The organism is Deltaproteobacteria bacterium, assembly GCA_040223695.1.
In the GTDB taxonomy this organism is placed as follows: domain Bacteria; phylum Desulfobacterota_D; class UBA1144; order Nemesobacterales; family UBA2774; genus JAVKFU01.
Map to the genome: position 1 here is coordinate 95,248 of JAVKFU010000017.1, position 18,984 is coordinate 114,231.

Annotated in this window: 17 protein-coding genes; 11 read left to right on the top strand and 6 right to left on the bottom strand. The window is 47.4% G+C overall.

What is annotated here, in order from left to right; all coding sequences use genetic code 11:
- Positions 1-6: 6 nt before the first annotated feature.
- A complete protein-coding gene (locus RIG61_08320) occupies positions 7-336 on the top strand; it encodes a nuclear transport factor 2 family protein (GenBank protein ID MEQ9619162.1) in 330 nt (109 codons plus the stop codon).
- Between the two features lie 40 nt (positions 337-376).
- On the opposite strand, the gene RIG61_08325 is transcribed toward RIG61_08320, so the two are convergent.
- Positions 377-1,000: a DUF924 family protein gene (locus RIG61_08325; GenBank protein MEQ9619163.1), complete on the bottom strand. Its 624-nt coding sequence runs from the start codon at positions 998-1,000 to the stop codon at positions 377-379.
- A gap of 406 nt (positions 1,001-1,406) precedes the next feature.
- Here RIG61_08325 and RIG61_08330 point away from each other — a divergent pair, with 406 nt between their 5' ends.
- Both RIG61_08330 and RIG61_08335 read left to right on the top strand, forming a co-directional pair.
- Positions 1,407-3,896 (top strand): adenosylcobalamin-dependent ribonucleoside-diphosphate reductase, encoded by a 2,490-nt coding sequence (locus RIG61_08330; GenBank protein ID MEQ9619164.1) that lies wholly within the window; start codon positions 1,407-1,409, stop codon positions 3,894-3,896.
- Between the two features lie 140 nt (positions 3,897-4,036).
- A complete protein-coding gene (locus RIG61_08335) occupies positions 4,037-4,357 on the top strand; it encodes a hypothetical protein (protein ID MEQ9619165.1) in 321 nt (106 codons plus the stop codon).
- A 204-nt stretch (positions 4,358-4,561) separates the two neighbouring features.
- Here RIG61_08335 and RIG61_08340 read toward each other — a convergent pair whose 3' ends face one another.
- Positions 4,562-5,743 carry a sigma-70 family RNA polymerase sigma factor gene (locus tag RIG61_08340; GenBank protein MEQ9619166.1) on the bottom strand — a complete coding sequence of 394 codons (1,182 nt, stop codon included), beginning with the start codon at positions 5,741-5,743 and terminating at the stop codon, positions 4,562-4,564.
- Positions 5,744-6,013: 270 nt separating this feature from the next.
- On the bottom strand, positions 6,014-6,625 hold the full coding sequence (locus tag RIG61_08345; protein ID MEQ9619167.1) for a superoxide dismutase: 612 nt from the start codon (positions 6,623-6,625) through the stop codon (positions 6,014-6,016).
- A 320-nt stretch (positions 6,626-6,945) separates the two neighbouring features.
- On the opposite strand from RIG61_08345, the gene RIG61_08350 reads away from it, so the two are divergent.
- From RIG61_08350 to RIG61_08380, 7 genes are all read left to right on the top strand, one after another.
- Complete coding sequence (locus RIG61_08350; protein MEQ9619168.1) at positions 6,946-7,374, top strand: Rrf2 family transcriptional regulator; 429 nt, start codon at positions 6,946-6,948, stop codon at positions 7,372-7,374.
- 10 nt (positions 7,375-7,384) lie between these two features.
- Positions 7,385-8,821 carry a Fe-S cluster assembly protein SufB gene (gene sufB, locus RIG61_08355; GenBank protein ID MEQ9619169.1) on the top strand — a complete coding sequence of 479 codons (1,437 nt, stop codon included), beginning with the start codon at positions 7,385-7,387 and terminating at the stop codon, positions 8,819-8,821.
- 55 nt (positions 8,822-8,876) lie between these two features.
- Positions 8,877-9,641 (top strand): Fe-S cluster assembly ATPase SufC, encoded by a 765-nt coding sequence (gene sufC / locus RIG61_08360; protein ID MEQ9619170.1) that lies wholly within the window; start codon positions 8,877-8,879, stop codon positions 9,639-9,641.
- 14 nt (positions 9,642-9,655) lie between these two features.
- Entirely contained in the window at positions 9,656-11,002 is a 1,347-nt protein-coding gene (sufD, locus tag RIG61_08365) for a Fe-S cluster assembly protein SufD (protein MEQ9619171.1), read from the top strand.
- 43 nt (positions 11,003-11,045) lie between these two features.
- Positions 11,046-11,360: a non-heme iron oxygenase ferredoxin subunit gene (locus RIG61_08370; protein MEQ9619172.1), complete on the top strand. Its 315-nt coding sequence runs from the start codon at positions 11,046-11,048 to the stop codon at positions 11,358-11,360.
- Between the two features lie 324 nt (positions 11,361-11,684).
- Positions 11,685-14,798, top strand: a complete 3,114-nt coding sequence (locus RIG61_08375) for a hypothetical protein (protein MEQ9619173.1) — start codon at positions 11,685-11,687, stop codon at positions 14,796-14,798.
- 48 nt (positions 14,799-14,846) lie between these two features.
- The gene (locus RIG61_08380; GenBank protein ID MEQ9619174.1) at positions 14,847-15,230 is read left to right on the top strand and encodes a DUF488 domain-containing protein; all 384 of its coding nucleotides are present in this window, start codon (positions 14,847-14,849) and stop codon (positions 15,228-15,230) included.
- Between the two features lie 91 nt (positions 15,231-15,321).
- Here RIG61_08380 and ilvD read toward each other — a convergent pair whose 3' ends face one another.
- On the bottom strand, positions 15,322-16,995 hold the full coding sequence (gene ilvD, locus RIG61_08385; GenBank protein MEQ9619175.1) for a dihydroxy-acid dehydratase: 1,674 nt from the start codon (positions 16,993-16,995) through the stop codon (positions 15,322-15,324).
- 223 nt (positions 16,996-17,218) lie between these two features.
- On the opposite strand from ilvD, the gene RIG61_08390 reads away from it, so the two are divergent.
- Complete coding sequence (locus tag RIG61_08390; protein MEQ9619176.1) at positions 17,219-17,674, top strand: hypothetical protein; 456 nt, start codon at positions 17,219-17,221, stop codon at positions 17,672-17,674.
- A gap of 109 nt (positions 17,675-17,783) precedes the next feature.
- Here RIG61_08390 and RIG61_08395 read toward each other — a convergent pair whose 3' ends face one another.
- Positions 17,784-18,302: an OmpA family protein gene (locus tag RIG61_08395; protein MEQ9619177.1), complete on the bottom strand. Its 519-nt coding sequence runs from the start codon at positions 18,300-18,302 to the stop codon at positions 17,784-17,786.
- Positions 18,303-18,370: 68 nt separating this feature from the next.
- On the bottom strand, positions 18,371-18,907 hold the full coding sequence (locus tag RIG61_08400; GenBank protein MEQ9619178.1) for a hypothetical protein: 537 nt from the start codon (positions 18,905-18,907) through the stop codon (positions 18,371-18,373).
- Between the last annotated feature and the right edge of the window lie 77 nt (positions 18,908-18,984).

An 18,984-nucleotide genomic window follows, 5' to 3' on the forward strand; every position in this document is an offset into this window, starting at 1 on the left:
AATTGAATGATTACTAAAGAGGCAGCGGAGCAATTCGCGAAAGAATGGATCGAGTCGTGGAACAGGCATGATATTGACTCTATCCTATCTCATTACGCAGCCGACGTAGAGTTTAGCTCCCCGTTTGTAGTCAAACTCATTGGTGAAACCTCGGGTACCATAGAGGGAAAGGAGGAGCTAAGGAGCTATTTCAAAAAGGGCCTCGAGGCTTATCCGGATCTACAATTCTGGCTTCTCAAAGTACTCGCAGGTGTAAAGAGCGTTACGCTTTACTCCAGGAGCGTAAGGGGAATGCTCGCCGCGGAGATCATGGTCTTCGACGGGCCAGTCACTTAACAAGTTTCCGAATAATCAACCTTTTGGTTGATTATAGCGCTCAAAAAGAAGAACCGGGTTTCGTTAGAAATTCTCTTTCCTCATCAGTGGACCCTCTGCCCAGTATTTCATTCCTGTGCGGGTATCTTCCGAATCTCTCGATAATTTCACAGTGTCTCTCGGCATATTTCCTGTTCCCGGAGAGCATCTCAGCGAGTTTCGGAGGAGAATTAAACGACATTTCAAGATCCCCGAATAACCGGAGAGACTTTCTCTGCATACCCGGATCCTCCGAGTGCATAAACGGCATATAGAAGAAAGTCCTTTCAACGGGGTGCAACTCCTTATCAAAACCCTTTTCGATCCCTTCGAGCGCGATACCCAGCGCCCGCTTGTCCTGCGAGAAGGCCCCGGGAGTGCCCCTGTAAATATTCCGTGAGAACTGATCGAGCAGGATTATTAACGCCAATGCGCCTTTTGGGGTGTTTTCCCAGCCTCTTAATTTCCCGTTTTTGGCCCTGACAAGGTCGGATTCGAAGTTGGACCTGATATATTCATCTGTCTCTTCATCCTTTGTCCACCACATCTTGCGCAATTCACCAGTCGGGACCTCGCCCTCTTTTAATTCGCCAAACCAGAATTTCAGTATCAGTTCCTGTCTTTGCCCGCGCGTTTCAATACCCATAGCCTCTATCAGTATAACAAAATAATTTTGCCATATTTTACTTAAGCCGAGCAGGAATCCCATCAACGGTCAAATTTACTCATGCCTACTTGCAAAAAAATTAAAAAGATGCTATTATGAGCAAACCTTTTACTTAGCCCGCAAGAAAGACCGAGTATAATCCGATTTAATATTCAGAATACAATTGAGCTTTATTCAATTCATGCTTTAAGAATCTCTTTCAACTATCCTTGTATCAACATTTTTTCAATCGCAAAAAATTCTTTTATTGATAAGCCTCTGAATTCATTCGATTTTATTTTTTCTTTAGATTTATAAAAAAATACCCTATTGACAACCACAATATATTGTGGTTCAATCGATTCATAACACAACATGTAATAAAAATTAATAGGAGGATGGCTAGATGGCTTCTGATAAACTCAATCCCACTCAGATAAACGGAAACGGACATGGAAATAATTTGGCAGGAAACGAAACCTTGAAACCCCAAACTGAAGAAACCATTTCTGAAAACACAGAACAGCAGAACGAAACAGTTCCCCAAGTAGAAGGCGTTATGGATCTTCCCCAAAAGACAATAGATGCGTTCGGCGGCGACGAGCTTCGCGCGAGGGTTTTCTACGAAAAATACGCTCTTCGCGACAAAACGGGGAAAATCGTGGAGCTGATACCCGAAGACATGTGGCACCGCGTGGCAAGGGAAATAGCCTCTCCTGAAAAAACAAAAGAGCTAAAGAAGGAATGGGAAGACAATTTCTTCTGGCTGCTTTCGAGTTTTAAATTCATACCCGGCGGAAGAATTCTCTTCGGCGCGGGACAAAACAGAAGGGCTACGCTGCTCAACTGTTATTATATGCCGATAAAAGAGGACTCCATCGAAGGAATATTCGAGTGGTGCAAAGAGGCTGCCAGGACATACTCGTTCGGAGGCGGCGTGGGCACCGATATATCCATACTGAGACCCAAGGGGGCTCCCGTCAATAATTCGGCCATTTACTCAACGGGCGCGGTATCGTTCATGGATCTCCTTTCCACAACGACCGGGACCATTGGCCAGGCCGGGAGGAGGGGCGCTCTGATGATAACCCTTAACGTCAACCACCCGGACATCATAGATTTCATCGACGTGAAAAACGATGAAGAGAGATCGAAAGTCAAATTTGCAAATATTTCAATAAAGATAACGGATGAATTCATGCAGGCTGTCGAAGAAGATACAGATTTCGAGCTCAGGTTCGATAACGAAAAGGTAAAATTCTCCAAGACCATACGCGCAAGAGATCTATGGGAAAAGCTCGTAAAATCGGCCTGGTCTTCCGCCGAACCCGGCGTTATATTCTGGGACGCCGTAAAGAGATACTCCCCCACCGAGTATAACGGTATGGAGGTAAACGGCGTAAATCCGTGCAGCGAGCAGGCGCTTGAAGACTACGGGAACTGCTGCCTCGGAAACATCAACCTGTCGCCTTTCGTAAAGGATCCCTTCACGGATGAAGCGTCTATTGACTGGGAAAACCTCGAAAGGGCTTTCAAATACTCCGTCCGCTTCCTCGACAACGTGCTCGATTACAACAAAAACAAACACCCTCTCGGATTTCAGACAAAAGCCTCCATGCATTCGAGGCGCATTGGAGTGGGTTTCACGGGTTTTGGCGACATGCTGTCAAAACTAAACATAAAATACGACACGGATGAAGGCGTAGAATTCGCGGACAAGATGTTTGAACATATAAAAAACACCGTTTATGAAGCGAGCTCCGACCTTGCGGTAGAAAAAGGGACTTTCCCCGCTTATAACAGGGACAAGCACCTTTCCCGTCCTTTCCTGAACACGATTGATGAGCGTGTGCTAGGCAAGATTAGCGAGCAGGGCGTGAGAAACGCGTGCATACTCACGGTACCGCCTGTCGGCAGCGGCTCCGTACTCGCAGGAACCACTAGCGGTGTTGAGCCCATGTTCGCGCGCTCATACTTCAGACGCTCCAAATCCCTTTCCAAGGGTGAATTCAAGGTATACCACCCGCTCGTCGGCGAATATATAAGCATGTACGGCATTAATAATGAGAATGAGCTGCCTTCGACATTCGTGACATCTCACGAGATAAAGCCCGAAATGAGGGTTCGCATGCAGGCTGCGATTCAGAAACATATTGATTCATGTATTTCGAGCACCGTAAACCTGCCCGCTGACATAACGCTCGACGAAGTGGAGAAAATCTACTTCCTCGCGTGGAAGCTCGGCTGCAAGGGCATAACGGTTTACAGAGAAGGCTCGAGAGAGGGCATTCTGATCACTGAGGATCAGGCCCAAGAAACCAAAGACGCAAAAAAGCTTCCGACCCAGACCCAGGACGAGGGGATGAAAAAAACCCATCACCCCAACCCCATCTCATCCCTTCGTCCTACCCAAATGCCGGAGATAAAACCGATAAAGAGGCCTCCGTTTCTGGAGGGGTTTACAGAGGTTATAAAGACGGGATACGGAAACCTATACGTAACTATCAACACCTATGAGGGCAGGCCGTTTGAGGTCTTCGTTCAGATAGGAAAGTCGGGGTACTCTACGATGGCCGATGCGGAGGCTACGGGGAGACTCGTGTCGCTCGCGCTCAGGTCAGGCATAAGCGTAAAGGACGTAGTCGAGCAGCTCGAGGGCATAGGGGGCTCGTCTCCCGTGTTCTCCGAAGGCAAGCTCGTGATGTCCATACCGGACGCGATAGCCACAGTGTTGAAAAAACACTTCGTATCTACGAACGAGACAGAGACGGAAACGGCGACAAAACGCGCGATGGATCTGAATCTTGAACGCTGTCCTGATTGCGGAGACCGTGCCCTTGCGTTCGAGCAGGGCTGTATGACCTGCAGGAGCTGCGGTTATTCCAAATGCGACTAATGAAAATCATAAAAGCTCTATAAAAAGAGGATGATGGCATAAGGAAAGCCCAATCTCTCATGCGGAGGTTGGGCTTTTTGTCAGTTTAGGATATTTTTATAGTTAAGCACTCAAAAGCAGAGGGGCAAGGACCACAGACAATGAGTAAGAATAAAAAGGGAAGCATTCTGGCCGGGTTATTCTGGATGCTGCTCATATCCATTCTTCTTTTCTGGTTGCCCTCGCTCGGGCCTTTGATTGCGGGAATAGTCGGCGGGAAAAAGGCGGGGGGCGTCGGTAACGCAATAATCGCAGCGCTGCTGCCGGCGATCTTGCTGGGCGTACTATTGTTCGTATTCACCTCGGCCCTTACAGGCGCTCCGCTTATAGGATTCGTGGCGGCGGCGGGGGGCTTTGTACTTGTCGTATCGAACGTCGTGCCTCTACTCATCGGAGCCGTAATAGGCGGAATACTGGATTAAGTGTTCACAATTTTAATTTACAACAAAATCCCGCAAGTCTAAGCGCCGGAAAAAACGCTTCTCAATCGGTGAAAATTTATTTTCACACATTAGCCTCCACGGAGCGAGGCAAGTATTTGGCTATTCAGCTATAATTCGAATTTTGGATTCCCACAGAAGAAAAACAGATACACGGTTTATAGCAGTCCGGGGTGAGGAAATTACCTATTTTAAAAAACTCGCCAAATGATCTTTTATATCAGAGTTGGCAAGTTTTCCCAAAGCAGCTTTTTCAATCTGCCTTATTCTTTCCCGGGTCAGGTTGAATCTCTTTCCTATCTCGTCGAGCGTGTATGTGCTCTGCTGGTCTATTCCGAACCTGAGCCTCAGTATCTCCTCTTCTCTCGGGTTCAATAGTGTAAGAGCCTCTCTCAGCTTGTCCGTCAGGTCGGATTTGGCGACAAGGGAGTCCGGAATAACGGTTTCATTATCCGCGATCGAATCGAGGAGCGTTGTTTTCTCCCCGTCCAGAATAGGGGTATCCAGACTGATCGCGTCCTTTGTTGATCTCAAAATGCGCTTGACCACCTCCACAGATATCCCCGATTTACGGGCTATCTCCTTCGGGGTCGGTTTCCTGCCCAGTTGCTTCGCGAGCACAGCATTGACCTTATATACCCTGTTTGCCTGTTCCAGGAGATAAACCGGTACCTTGATCGTTCTCGTCTGTCCCTGGAGCGCCCTTAAAATTGCCTGATGTATCCACCAGGATGCGTAGGTCGAAAATTTAAAACCCTTTCTGTGATCGAATCTCTCAACGGCGCGCATGAGCCCCATATTGCCTTCCTGAATAAGGTCTGAAAGCGGAAGTCCCCTTCCCATATACTTTCTTGAAATCGTTATAACCAGCCTCAGGTTAGCCTTTACAAATCTCTGCTTGAGCCGTTTGGCATTTTCAGAATAGACTCTGACAAAAGCATTCAGGCTCTTTATTCGCTTCTCTATATTGTTACCGTTCAGTTTCCGGCCGTTTTTATGCCCGTTTCGCCTGACTGGACCAATTTTTCCGTCACTCAGCTTAGTTATAACTCCTGCCAGCTCTCTCGTCCGGGACTCGCATTTTTTAATCTTCGCCGAAATTTCTACTTCTTCCTGCGCAGTGAAAAGCGGCTCGACAGACATATCCTTGAAATAAACATAAAGAAGCCTGAGCTGCTCATCCGGGGTATCATCCGATTTCGACTTTGTCTTGACGGTTCGCGGACTGTATTCACGTTCAACGCCATTTTCCTGATTATAGCTGTCTTTGAACTTTAAGGATTTAACGTCATCGTCATCCTCTCTAACGAAATCTCCGTATTCACTCACGGATACAGTATCTTCGAACTCATTATATTTTGTCTCCATATCGCATTCCTTCTAAAGGAGAATCAGTCGTCAAAAAAATAGTCAAGACAACGCTTGATTCGATTTATTCTAGTTAATTTTTGGAACATTCGAGGGAGGGAAATTATACTACCTCCTAAAATAAACCCTAAACAGCGTAGAGCAGTACTTTTATACAATCGTGCGCCTTACTACTTCTCAATTTTATAAAATAAACAATGTTCCGAAGATCTTAACTGATCTACCTTCCGGTTACCGCCAATTCTATCAAATTCTCGATGTTAATTCAACTTATTTCGCAGAAGAATAATTAGCAGCTACCTGCTCCCAGTTTACGACGTTCCACCATGCTGAAATATAATCGGGTCTTCTGTTCTGATAATTCAGATAATAAGCGTGTTCCCAAACATCCAGTCCGAGCACGGGGATCAGGCCTTCCGACAGAGGGCTGTCCTGATTCGGAGTCGATGTGACAATAAGTTTGCCGCCTCCGTCCACCGACAGCCAGGCCCAGCCGCTTCCGAACCGTCCCGCAGCCGCAGCCGAGAACTGCTCCTTGAAGGACTCAAAACCGTCGAAACTGGAATTTATAGCCTCGGCGATATCGCCCGCAGGCTCTCCTCCTCCGTTCGGTCCCATTACGGGCCAGAACAGACTGTGGTTGGCATGGCCGCCTCCGTTATTCCTGACAGCCGTTCTAATATCTTCCGGTACGGAATTTAAATCTTTAAGCAAATCTTCAACGCTTTTCCCTTGCAGTTCCGGGTGCTTTTCGAGAGCCGCATTCAGCTTGTCCACATAGCCCTGATGGTGTTTTGTATAATGAATTTCCATAGTGCGGGCATCTATGTGAGGCTCTAGAGCATTATAATCATAAGGAAGTTTCGGTAATTCGTGTGGCATAGTTGCTCCTCCCATTTTAAAATTTTTCAAATGGAGAACCGGTTGAACGGGTATTTCGCATTCAAAAATTGAATAAATTTCACTAAATCAAGAAGTTTTATTAATTTATAGATTGTAACCTAAAAACTGTGTTGTGTCAAAGTCTTACCTTTGATTCCAGGATAACATAAAGAATAAAGCGCGAAGCTCGTCTATACTGTCTCCGGATCATGTACATTTCCGTGATTGACAGCTCATATTTTAGCTGGTAATTTTTATAAGTCAGCTATTTGCATATCCTGGAGTCATAAAGTCCATAATATATTGGGACGTTAAGAGCCATGCAGGTAACAAAAACATTAGACTACGCAGTCAGATCCTTAACATATATGGGGAACGAACCTGTAGTCAAACATAGCATGAAAGAGATTTCAGAGCAGCAGCATATACCTGTAAACTACCTGGCCAAAATAATGCGCAGGCTCGTAAAAAAAGGACTGGTAAGGTCGATGGTTGGACCTGACGGAGGCTACACGCTCAGGAGACCTCCCGGGGAGATAAGCCTGAGGGAAATATACGAGGCTATCGAAGGCGAGATAAGGATGGTAGATTGTATGGACAAAGATTCTATATGCTTTCTGCACGAAACATGCCCTCAGCTGCCCGTTTGGGACAGGATTCAGCTATCCATGATCAAGATACTTGAAGAGACGACTCTCGAAGATATGCTGAGCGAAGGAAAACTGGCACGGGTTTCAAAGGCTAATTAAGGAGGCTTTTATGAGTATTGATCTTGAAAAACTGGCGGAACAGGAATACAAATACGGCTTCTTCACCAATATCGAGCAGGAAATTGCGCCGAAAGGATTGAATGAAGATACTATAAGGCTTATTTCGAGCAAAAAGAAAGAGCCGGAATGGCTCCTCGAATGGAGACTTAAAGCCTACGAAAACTGGCTAACAATGAAAGAGCCGAAGTGGCCTCATGTCACCTATCCTCCTATCGATTATCAGAATATTAGCTATTACGCCGCCCCGAAACAAAAAGACAGGCCCAAGAGTCTGGATGACATAGATCCGGAAATAAAAGAAGCATACGACAAGCTCGGCATTCCCCTTGACGAGCAAAAGATGCTGGCCGGGGTGGCCGTAGATGCTGTATTCGACAGCGTATCGGTTATCACTACTTTCAAGGAAAAGCTGGCGGAATCCGGGGTAATCTTCTGCTCAATATCGGAAGCGGTTCAGGAGCATCCCGAGCTGGTAAAAAAATATCTCGGTTTTGTGGTTCCGCACAATGATAACTTCTTCGCGGCTTTAAACTCGGCGGTCTTTACGGACGGATCATTCGTATATATACCGAAGGGAGTCCGGTGCCCGATGGAGCTATCAACCTATTTCAGAATTAATGCCGAAAGTACGGGACAGTTTGAAAGGACCCTCATAATCGCCGAGGAAGGGAGCTACGTAAGCTACCTCGAAGGATGCACGGCGCCCAAGAGAGACGAGAATCAGCTTCACGCGGCTGTCGTAGAGCTAATCGCTCATAAAGACGCTACAATCAAATACTCCACTATTCAGAACTGGTACCCGGGCAACGCGGAGGGCGAGGGCGGAATTTATAATTTCGTGACCAAGCGCGGAAGGTGTCTTGGAAGAAACTCCCACATTTCATGGACGCAGGTAGAGACAGGCTCCGCGATAACCTGGAAATATCCGAGCTGCATACTCGAGGGAGACAATTCGGTCGGCGAGTTTTATTCGGTGGCGCTCACCAACAGGCGACAGCAGGCGGACACGGGCACGAAGATGATTCATATCGGAAAAAACACCAAAAGCACTATAATATCCAAGGGAATATCTGCAGGGCACGGACAAAATACGTACAGGGGTCTTGTACAAATCGGCAAAGACGCCTCAGGATCCAGAAATTATACACAGTGCGATTCCATGCTGATCGGGGACAAGTGCGGGGCGCACACTTTTCCATATATAGAGGTAAAAAATTCAACCGCTCAGATGGAGCATGAGGCATCCACATCAAAAATCGGCGAAGACCAGATTTTCTACTGCCAGCAGCGCGGGCTGTCGGCTGAGGACGCTGTTTCCCTTATAGTGAACGGTTTTTGCAAGGAAGTATTCAGGGAGCTGCCGTTTGAGTTCGCGGTGGAGGCTGAAAAGCTGCTGAGCATTAGCCTTGAGGGAAGCGTCGGATAATATTTGCCGCCCGGATTTTCTCAACAAAAAGATACACTAGCCAAGGAGACTGGACATGCTGGAAATTAAGAATCTGCATGTAAACGTTGCGGATCAGGAAATCATTAAAGGACTGGATTTGAAAGTAAATGCTGGCGAGATGCATTCGATAATGGGTCCGAACGGGTCCGGAAAAAGCACCCTGGCACAGGTGCTCGCCGGCCGCGAGTCGTACGAAGTAACGGAAGGTGAAATCACATTTGAAGGTAAGGATCTCCTGGAGCTCGCCCCTGAGGAAAGGGCAGGCGAGGGTATATTCATGGCGTTTCAGTACCCTGTGGAGATTCCAGGGGTGGCTAATACCTACCTGCTCAGGGAGGCGCTCAACTCGATAAGGAAATACCGCGGACAGGAGCCCTTGAAGCACGTGGAATTCGGAAAATTCGCGAAGGAAAAAATGGAAATGATGGGCATGGGGGATAACCTGCTCAAACGTGCCGTAAACGAGGGATTCTCGGGGGGAGAAAAGAAAAAGAATGAAATCTTCCAGATGCAGATACTTGAGCCGAGGCTCGCGATTCTGGATGAGACGGACTCGGGTCTGGATATCGACGCCCTCAAGGTAGTGGCCGACGGGGTGAATTCACTGAGAAATCCTGAACGAGCTTTCATCGTGATAACACACTATCAGAGATTGCTTGACTACATAGTTCCCGACTTTGTACATGTACTTGTTGACGGAAAGATAGCCAAGTCCGGCGGAAAGGAACTCGCGCTTGAGCTTGAGGACAAAGGATATGGCTGGGTTGAAGAGGAAGCCAGGACAGCTGTTAATAACTAAGGAGAATTACGCATATGAGCGTTACGTTAAGTACCGGCGGGAACGACGGTTTTTTAAAAGTATTTTCAGACTTTAAGGAACACGCATCCGGAAAGGGCATAGGATGGCTCGACTCAATTCGTGAAAAGGGTATTGCAAAATTCTCCGAGCTCGGTTTCCCGACCCCTGATAACGAGGACTGGCGCTTTACGAATGTAACACCGATCGCGAGAACGAATTTCGGCATTGAAATGAACGGCCGTCCCAAAGTTTCCAAGCAAACGGTCAACCGGTTTATCTTTCCGGATTTAACATGCAGTCTCCTGGTTTTCATAGACGGGCGCTACTCTCAGGAATTGTCTTCGATTTCAGAACTGCCCGAGGGAATAAAAGTTCTCAGTCTCTCTGAGGCTTTTGACCGGGAAGAAGAACTATTACAACAAAGTCTTTCGGCTTACGCGGATTTCGAGAACGAGGCTTTTACGGCTCTCAACGCCGCTTTTATGGAGGACGGCGGGTTTATTTATCTTCCCGATAAAACGGTCCTCAAAAACCCTGTACACTTGCTTTTCATTACGACTGAAAAGGAAAAACCGGCAATAACAAATGTACGAAATCTGATTATCGTCGGCGACAACTCGGAGGCAAATATCGTTGAGCACTATGTTTCGCTCAATGACAGCGTATACCTCTCCAATGTTGTCACTGAGCTCGTTCTTGGAGAAAACAGCACCGTGGGCCATTACCTGTTAGAACAGGAGAGCAAAAAGGCATTTAACATATCTACCCTGAGAGTACAGCAGGCGCGCAGCTCCAATCTAAGATCGCACTCCGTACTTCTCGGAGGGGCGCTTGTGCGGAACAATGTTCACCCCGTCCTTGCTGGAGAGGCGTGCGATTCACTCATTAACGGCCTATTCATGCCGACGGGAAGACAGCATATGGATAACTATATGGTAGTCGAACACGCAAGCCCGCACTGCGACAGCAGGCAGTTTTATAACGGAGTTCTTGACGGAAGGTCGAGAGGCGTCTTTCACGGGCGGATAATTGTTCACAAGGACGCGCAGAAAACGGATGCCAAACAGACGAACAGGAATCTTCTCCTTTCAGACAATGCGCAGATCGACACCAAGCCGCAGCTCGAAATTTACGCGGACGACGTTAAATGCACCCACGGAGCCACTATAGGACAGATGGACGAGAACGCAGTCTTCTACCTCCGGTCCCGCGGTATTCCCGACGAGACGGCAAGGGATATATTAATGAGCGCATTCACAAGCGCGACTCTTGAGAGCATCAAAATAGAGCAGATTCGAAGTTATTGCGAAAAACTAGTAGCCGACTGGTTCGTCCAGAGAAAACTGTCAAAGAAAGCTTGAACCTGATTGTATAACTAACTTTAAATATAAAACGACTAATCCAATGTCCGATTTCGAGAAAATAGCTAAAGTATCCGAGGTGCCTCCGGGGGAAGTCAAATCTTTTGTGGTAGGGAACGAAATGGTCGCTGTGTGTAACGTAGACGGTAAATTTTACGCGTTCAGGGATGAATGCACACATCAGGCGCTGCCCCTTTCGGACGGCATTCTTGAAGGCAATAAAATCACCTGTATTTATCACGGGGCCGAATTCGATGTCGAAACAGGCGAAGCCCTATGCCTCCCTGCTACTGACGACGTCGAGACTTACCCAGTGAAAATAGAAGGTGAAGATTTACTTATACTGATTGAAGACTAAATGAATACCTTCCTGATTTAATACCATAAGTAGTACTGGCTAAGAGTCTAAATCCACCATCAAGCCTTTCATATCTTATTAAGAATTAACATTTCATCACCAAATAGTACGGCGAATACAAAATCCATAAAACAGTCCTAGACATATTTTTAGTTACGTCAAATTGTGCTAATATAAAATCATCGTTGTACTTTGTACAGACGCTTTACTTGATATACATTAGTGCTTATCTCAAGTATTAAGTACTTGGAAAAAATCTAAATTTTCTGCGTTTCATTAGATCTGCGTGTCATTAATTTGTCATTAATCCAAGGAGGAAGACACTTGGAATTTGAAAATATTATCTTTTACCCTCTAATTTTTATATTCCTCATATCAATCGGGTGTGATAACTCCGGCTCAGGCGGCGCACCGGACACGGGCCCCTTACCCCCGAATCCGAACGAATGGGTCTGCCCGGGCTCTGTAATAAACCTGAGCCAGCAGGAAATCGACGCCTGGTGCGAAGTCAACATGGATAGAGGAGAGCCGGCACCCCCTGCTTTCAGAAACCCGCCACCGCTTTCTGATTTAGCAATGAAAAATATATTTGACGAACAGTTCAGAGAATTTGTTCGAGAAAGGCGGTACGCAAATGAGCTAGATTGGAACCGTGATTTAAACTGGAGAGTGACCGGACCATACCTGGGAGCAATCGGCTTTGGTTCATTCTTTGGCGTTCATTCCTCGGCAGTACGTATTTTTTACTCACCCGAAGTAGTACAATGGCTATGCGGCGGACGAGTGGGAGAAATCCCCGACGGCGCTATGATAATTAAAGAACAGCACCCGATCAATGAATCACTGGGTATCGTCACAGATGAGCGGGGTTGTATGGAAATACCCGTAAATGTTAACCCCACAAACTGGACCACTTACATAAAAAACAGCAGCGCTTCTTTTGACGGCTGGTACCAGGGCAGCTTCAGGTCCGGATTTGTTTCTATACCCGCCCCCGAATGGCAGTTAGGCAATCCCCCAATACTGGACGCATCAGCAGTAACCAGTCCCGCTTTCTTTGCCAATACAGGAAATCCGCCTTTTGAACGCGACCCCAACTGGTACCCGACGGGTTATTTATTTCTTAACGATGAACAGATCCAGGGCGACAATAAGTTTCCGGACACTATTTGGGCCTATAACCAATACGGAAACTTCTGCATTAACTGCCACGCTTCAGCCACGAGCGAGTCCACTTTCTCAAGCCTTGATAATATAATTACGCCGGGCACCCAATTTCTACAATTCAGCCCTGATCTTTTTACTACTATAGGAATGAACTTTGAAGGAGATCTCCATTTACCTCAAAGGGTTGCTCTCGAGTTTTTACAGTCTGAGAACATTGCGAGCCCCGGAATTCCATTTACCGATCCGCTTTCAGAACCGACTCCCGAATTCATAGAATTTTACGATCAGATTGAACCTGTCTCCTTTGAAAGGGCGTGGGAAGTGAGACTACCGGCCGAGACATACGACCATCAGGTGTCTACGGCTGAGGGGCCTGACCAATTTCTTACCTCGGACCAGTGCATTGGATGCCACGACGCAACTTTCACCAACTTGTTTTTGCCCAATATGATATTTGAAGAATTCGATGAAGAAACTGCCACCGACAAACTATACAACCTCTCTCCTTATGCTGAATGGAAGGCCTCGCCTTTGGGGCAGGCGGGGCGTGACCCGATCTTCTTCGCCCAGGTCGAGGGTGAAACTAATTTCTTCTCGGAGGTGGGACTCGCTGGGCTTCCCGATCCAACAATTTGTTTTCAGACCACCTGTCTTCACTGCCACGGAGTGATGGGGCAGCGCCAGTTTCAGATCGACACCGAGGGTCAGGACGACGAGGGCTGTGCCTCTCTATTCGGAATTCCGCCCCCGCCGGAAGTCCCCATTGGAAAGCCTCTTAGCGCAGAAGCGGTTACTGAGTGGCCTGGTGCGGAAAACAACTCTCTTCAGAGGTACGGAGCTCTGGCGCGGGACGGTATTTCATGCACCGTCTGTCATCATATAGTGAGCGAAGGGTTCGGCGAAGAGGACATTTACACAGGAAACTTCATAACCGGACCCCCTGATGAAATCTACGGACCATATGATCAGGTTGTCGTAAAACCCATGCAGAATTCGCTCGGCATAGACCCACAGTTCGGAGCCCAGACGCTTGACTCTGACTTATGCGGCACTTGCCACAACATACTTCTTCCCGTTGTTACAAACGAGGGTGAGCTTTTGACTTTCAGCTACGAACAGACAACCCATCTTGAGTGGCTTAACAGCGTTTACGCGCCCGGGCGCTCGGAATTCCAATCCTGCCAGGACTGCCATATGCCGACAACATTCCACGGAAAGAATCTGGAATTTAGAATTGCAAATATTGAATCGGATAACCTTCCGCCCGTTCAAAACAGGCTTCCCGACGATGAAATTCAACTGAGAGAGCGTAACCGCTATGCCCGCCACACCCTCCACGGACTCAATGTTTTCCTGAACGAGATGTTTCAGGAGTTCCCTTTAATACTGGGAATAAGACAAATCGATTTTATGAGCGGTCTAGCAACGGAACTGCCTCTTATAACTGCACGCGAATCATTCTTGGATATGGCAAGGAACCAAACTGCATCAATCGAAGTTAAATCTTTAGAGATATCACCTCAAGGACAGCTTAACGCTTTAGTCAGGGTTGAAAATAAGGCAGGTCACTACTTACCTTCTGGCGTATCATTCAGAAGAGTTTTTATCGAGTTTCTGGTACAGGATAGAGATAACAATATTTTATGGGCCTCAGGCCGGACAAACAGTTTGGGAGTTATAATTGAAGGCGTGGACGGGCCTCCGCTTCCAAGTGAGCTTGTGCTTGAAAACCCTCAGGCTTTCCAACCCCATTACCAGCAAATAACGAGTGAAGACCAGGTGCAAATCTACCAGGAGCTTGTTGCCGACTCAGACGGCAACATAACCACAAGCTTTGTAAGGAGAGTATTCGACTTAAAAAATAACAGGCTAAGACCCGAGGGTTTCGATCCCGAGTTTTTCTTCTCGAACTCCTCACCATTTATCCGCGAGCTGGCCGAAATACCGGGTGACGCGAAGTTCGACCCATTCTATACGGACCCCTCACTCACGGGAGCCGACGAGATTGAATACCTAGTAATGTTACCGCCAGAAATACTGGCCCTGGCAGATAACGTTAAGGTCACTCTCTACAACCAATCGATACCGCCGTTCTACCTGCAGCAGAGGTTCGCCGCCGCCAATGTAGGGGTGGCTGAGAGTGAGAATATCGAACGCCTGTACTACATAACCAGCCACTTAAACACATCTGAAGCCGGGGCAGAGAACGGGGATGCTTTCATCAAGGACTGGAAGTTAATGCTCGCAACCGATACAGCCGCCTTCGAATAATCTTGTGATTACACACCGGGGCGTATAACGTGAGCTTGCTATTGCGTCATGTCAAAAAAACCAGGCCGTACTTCGATGCAGATCAAACTAAAACGCGTTTATAATAAAGCCGAAGAAAGCGACGGCGTGCGTATACTTGTCGAGCGGCTCTGGCCGAGAGGATTGTCAAAGAAAGATGCGCAAGTCGATTTGTGGCTGAAAGATGTGGCCCCTTCTGGAGAGCTTCGTAAATGGTTCGGCCACGATCCGTCCAAGTGGGATGAATTCAGAAAACTTTACTTCGCCGAATTGGAAAGCAAAAGCGAAGCACTTGGCGAACTGACCAATGTTTTGAGAAAGGGGGACGTCACATTCGTTTACGCCTCGAAGGAGGAGAATTACAACAATTCGGTTGCGCTCAAAGAATATCTGGAAAAACGCTACAACAATTAATCCGGCTGACTTACAGCAAGGTTAATCCCGTTTTGAATGATCTCGTCGTATTCCGAAAACTTATCTATCAATCAGGAAAGAACGCCGGTAATTAAGACTCTTTATCCGTAACCGCGCCTTCAGAAGCAGAGGAAACAAGCCTCGCGTACTTGGCTAGCACACCTCGCTTTTCCTTCTGTGCCGGTCTTTTCCATCTTGCGAGCCTCTTTTTAATCTCGCTCTTCGAAACCTCGAGATTTATCTCTTTCTTCCCGGCATCGATCCTTATAACATCGCCGTTCTTTACAACGGCGATAACACCTCCGTCATAAGCCTCGGGTGTTATATGACCCACGACGAATCCATGCGTGCCCCCCGAGAATCGTCCGTCCGTTATGAGAGCCACATCATTTCCCAGCCCCTTTCCCATAACCGCGGATGTCGGAGAGAGCATCTCCCTCATTCCGGGCCCGCCTCTGGGGCCTTCGTAGCGGATTACTATAACGTGCCCCTTTTTCACCCTTCCGCCGAGAATTGCTTTCAGGGCCTGTTCCTCGGAGTTAAATACAATGGCCTTTCCGATAAAGGAATGACCTTCTTTGCCTGAGATCTTCGCCACAGCTCCATCAGGCGCGAGGCTGCCTCTCAAAATCACAATATGACTTTCCTTTTTAATCGGCCTGTCAATCGGATATACGATTTCCTGACCTTTCGGGTATGAACCCGCGTTTTTCAGATTCTCCTTTACCGTCTTCCCGGTAACAGTCATGCAGTCTCCATGCAGCAGCCCGGCGTCAAGCAGAATTTTCATAAGCGGAGTAAGTCCACCGATTCTCGAGAAATCGGCCATCATGTATTTACCGCTCGGCTTTAGGTCGGCGAGGACAGGCACCTTTTTGCCGATACGGTTAAAGTCGTCGATCGTGAGCTTCACATTAGCGGCATGCGCTATCGCAAGAAGGTGCAGAACCGCGTTGGTAGACCCGCCAAGCGTGATAACAACCGTAATGGCATTCTCAAATGCCTTCTTAGTCATAATATCGCTCGGGCGTATATTGTTCTTGATAAGGTTGACTACAGCCGCTCCCGCATCAAGGCAGTCCTTATTCTTCTCAGCAGATACGGCGGCCTGGGCAGAGCTGTTGGGAAGGCTCATACCGAGCGCCTCGATAGCTGACGCCATAGTATTCGCAGTATACATACCGCCGCACGATCCGGGGCCCGGTATTGCGCTGGATTCGATTTTTTTCAATTGCGTGTCCGAAATATCCTTGTTAGCGTGAGCACCGACCGCTTCAAATACAGATACTATGTCTACCGGCTTACCGTTATAATTCCCCGGCATTATAGTGCCGCCGTAAACAAACACCGAAGGGCGGTTTAGACGGGACATTGCCATCAGACATCCGGGCATGTTCTTATCGCAGCCCCCTATCGCGACAAAGCCGTCAAAGCCCTCGGCGGCGGCGACAGTTTCTATCGAATCTGCAATCACTTCTCGCGAAACCAGGGAATATCTCATTCCGGGCGTACCCATGGAAATGCCGTCCGAAACAGTGATTGTGTTGAATATGATGGATTTACCTCCCGCCTTGTCGGCGCCGCGCCCGGCTTCAAGCGCAAGCTTGTCAATGTGCATGTTGCACGGCGTGACCATACTCCACGTGGAAGCGATGCCAACGACGGGCTTTTTGAAATCCCTGTCCTTGAACCCCACAGCCCTCAACATCGAGCGGTTTGGGGCCCTGTCGTCTCCCTCCACAACCAGTGAAGAAAATTTCCGCATTTGATCTGATTTAACGTCTGATTTTGATTTCTTTTTCACCGGAATTCCCCCTTCTAAGCTATTATGAAGATTAAATTATTATCAATGCAATCGTTTTTTTGTCAATTTTTTTCGGTAACTAGTGGAAAAAAGTAGTTGTCAGAACCCCCGCCGCTGCGCTATCATCTTAATTATCAGGGTTTTTAAACGCACACCGGCGTTAAATCTCATACAGGGAGGCAATATGATGAACGCGTTCATAATCACAATGCTTGCGGGAATAATCGCCACAGCGGGGATGAGTATCCTCCTGTGGGCTATAACACGTACGGGTATCGCCGACGCGGCGATGATAAGGGCGATAGGAAGTATTTTCACCAAATCATACGCGGAATCATTCGGGCCCGGGCTTACCGTTCACTTCATAGTGGGAATAATTATCGCGTTCTTTTATGTCGCACTTATAAGTCTATTTGAACCAACCTCACTGGCAGGAGCAATAGCTCTCGGGGGAATGGTCGGTGTATTTCATGGCGTGGCTTTCGGTTTTATTCTGGTAATAGCGGTAGCGGAGCACCACCCTCTCGAGCAATTCAGGGAGGCCGGTTTCGAGGTCGCAATCGCTCATTTTTTAGGACATGTTGTTTACGGAATCTTAATCGGACTGGTCGTGGGCCTCTCGGGAGTGAGGTTGTTCTAATCAATTTAAATTTTAAGAATGATGACAATACAAGGCGGTGAACAAAACTCTATTCACGATGCTCTACATAAAAAAAGATTTCCAGACGGAAAAGAGATGAAAATCAAAATTATTTTTCGACAGTTATCTCGACTCTTCTGTTCTTTTGCCTGCCTTCGGGGTTGTCGCTCCCGTCGGAATCGGAGTTGGGGGCTACGGGTTCAGATTCTCCCCGCCCCTCAGTGGTGACTCTGGCTTCATCAACTTCCCCGAATTTCACAAGCCAGCTCTTCACGGAATCCGCGCGCTTCTGAGAAAGCTCCTGATTATACGAATCGGAGCCTTTTGAATCGGTATGGCCTTCTACAATAACCTTGGAATCTCCATATCGGTTTATCACCTCGGCCACATTTCCAAGAGTAGGCTCGGCCTCCTCGCGGATATCCCACTTGTCGAAATCAAACAGAATATCGCCCGAAAGCTCAATTGTTATCTCCGTATCGGTCTCGGTGATTTCAAGGTCCTGTGTTTCTCCCTTGATATCCTCCGTCCGGAACTCCAGATCAACACTCTCGAAAACAAGGTCGAGCGGCTCACTCCTAAGCTCTATTTGCGCCTGCGAATAATCGGAAGCACATATAAAAATCATACAGACTGAGAGTGAGACAATCGCTGCCGTATTTATTAAACGAAATAATCGGAGCATATGAATCCCGCTTATTGAGCTATCGCGACATCTTCGAATGGCGGAGCCCCGGGCAGATATACGGTAATCTTATCAACTCCTTCCGGCGGGGCGGGGAACTTCGCCCAGGCGCTCTTGGACTCACCCGGAGCGAGAACAAAATACTTAAGCTTTGTTCCAAGAGGCTTCCCTTCGGAGTCTTTTACTATCAAATATTTTTTGTTGTTAGACGCATCAACATAATAAACATGTTCTATTACGTCATCGTGACTGTACTGTCCGGCTCGTGAAATATCTATTTCTTCAGACCCGTTATTCGTATATTTGAATTTTACTGTCACGGTATCCCCCGAAGCGCGTTTGACCCCCTTTAATTCCACGCTTACATCGCCCCATTCCGTATCCTCAACGATTGCCTCGGCGCCTCCGTTATCAAACTTTTCTTTTGAATCGGCGGATGAATCCTCCTGCGCGCTCACTTGAGCCGTGTAACCGACACAAAAAACAAGACTTAAAGCAAGAGTTAAAAAACAGCCCGTCAATGTTAAATTTGATTTGACTAATCTCATCGCTTACCTCCTCCTACTTCTATACATCAAATTAATAATTAGACATGAGCCAAGCAGGTTCTATCCGGCTTCTTTTA

Coding starts and splice junctions, on each gene's coding strand:
- RIG61_08320 (MEQ9619162.1), top strand. CDS start 7: ATGATTACTAAAGAGGCAGCGGAGCAATTCGCGAAAGAATGGATCGAG.
- RIG61_08325 (MEQ9619163.1), bottom strand. CDS start 1,000: ATGGGTATTGAAACGCGCGGGCAAAGACAGGAACTGATACTGAAATTC.
- RIG61_08330 (MEQ9619164.1), top strand. CDS start 1,407: ATGGCTTCTGATAAACTCAATCCCACTCAGATAAACGGAAACGGACAT.
- RIG61_08335 (MEQ9619165.1), top strand. CDS start 4,037: ATGAGTAAGAATAAAAAGGGAAGCATTCTGGCCGGGTTATTCTGGATG.
- RIG61_08340 (MEQ9619166.1), bottom strand. CDS start 5,743: ATGGAGACAAAATATAATGAGTTCGAAGATACTGTATCCGTGAGTGAA.
- RIG61_08345 (MEQ9619167.1), bottom strand. CDS start 6,625: ATGCCACACGAATTACCGAAACTTCCTTATGATTATAATGCTCTAGAG.
- RIG61_08350 (MEQ9619168.1), top strand. CDS start 6,946: ATGCAGGTAACAAAAACATTAGACTACGCAGTCAGATCCTTAACATAT.
- sufB (MEQ9619169.1), top strand. CDS start 7,385: ATGAGTATTGATCTTGAAAAACTGGCGGAACAGGAATACAAATACGGC.
- sufC (MEQ9619170.1), top strand. CDS start 8,877: ATGCTGGAAATTAAGAATCTGCATGTAAACGTTGCGGATCAGGAAATC.
- sufD (MEQ9619171.1), top strand. CDS start 9,656: ATGAGCGTTACGTTAAGTACCGGCGGGAACGACGGTTTTTTAAAAGTA.
- RIG61_08370 (MEQ9619172.1), top strand. CDS start 11,046: ATGTCCGATTTCGAGAAAATAGCTAAAGTATCCGAGGTGCCTCCGGGG.
- RIG61_08380 (MEQ9619174.1), top strand. CDS start 14,847: ATGTCAAAAAAACCAGGCCGTACTTCGATGCAGATCAAACTAAAACGC.
- ilvD (MEQ9619175.1), bottom strand. CDS start 16,995: ATGCGGAAATTTTCTTCACTGGTTGTGGAGGGAGACGACAGGGCCCCA.
- RIG61_08390 (MEQ9619176.1), top strand. CDS start 17,219: ATGATGAACGCGTTCATAATCACAATGCTTGCGGGAATAATCGCCACA.
- RIG61_08395 (MEQ9619177.1), bottom strand. CDS start 18,302: ATGATTTTTATATGTGCTTCCGATTATTCGCAGGCGCAAATAGAGCTT.
- RIG61_08400 (MEQ9619178.1), bottom strand. CDS start 18,907: ATGAGATTAGTCAAATCAAATTTAACATTGACGGGCTGTTTTTTAACT.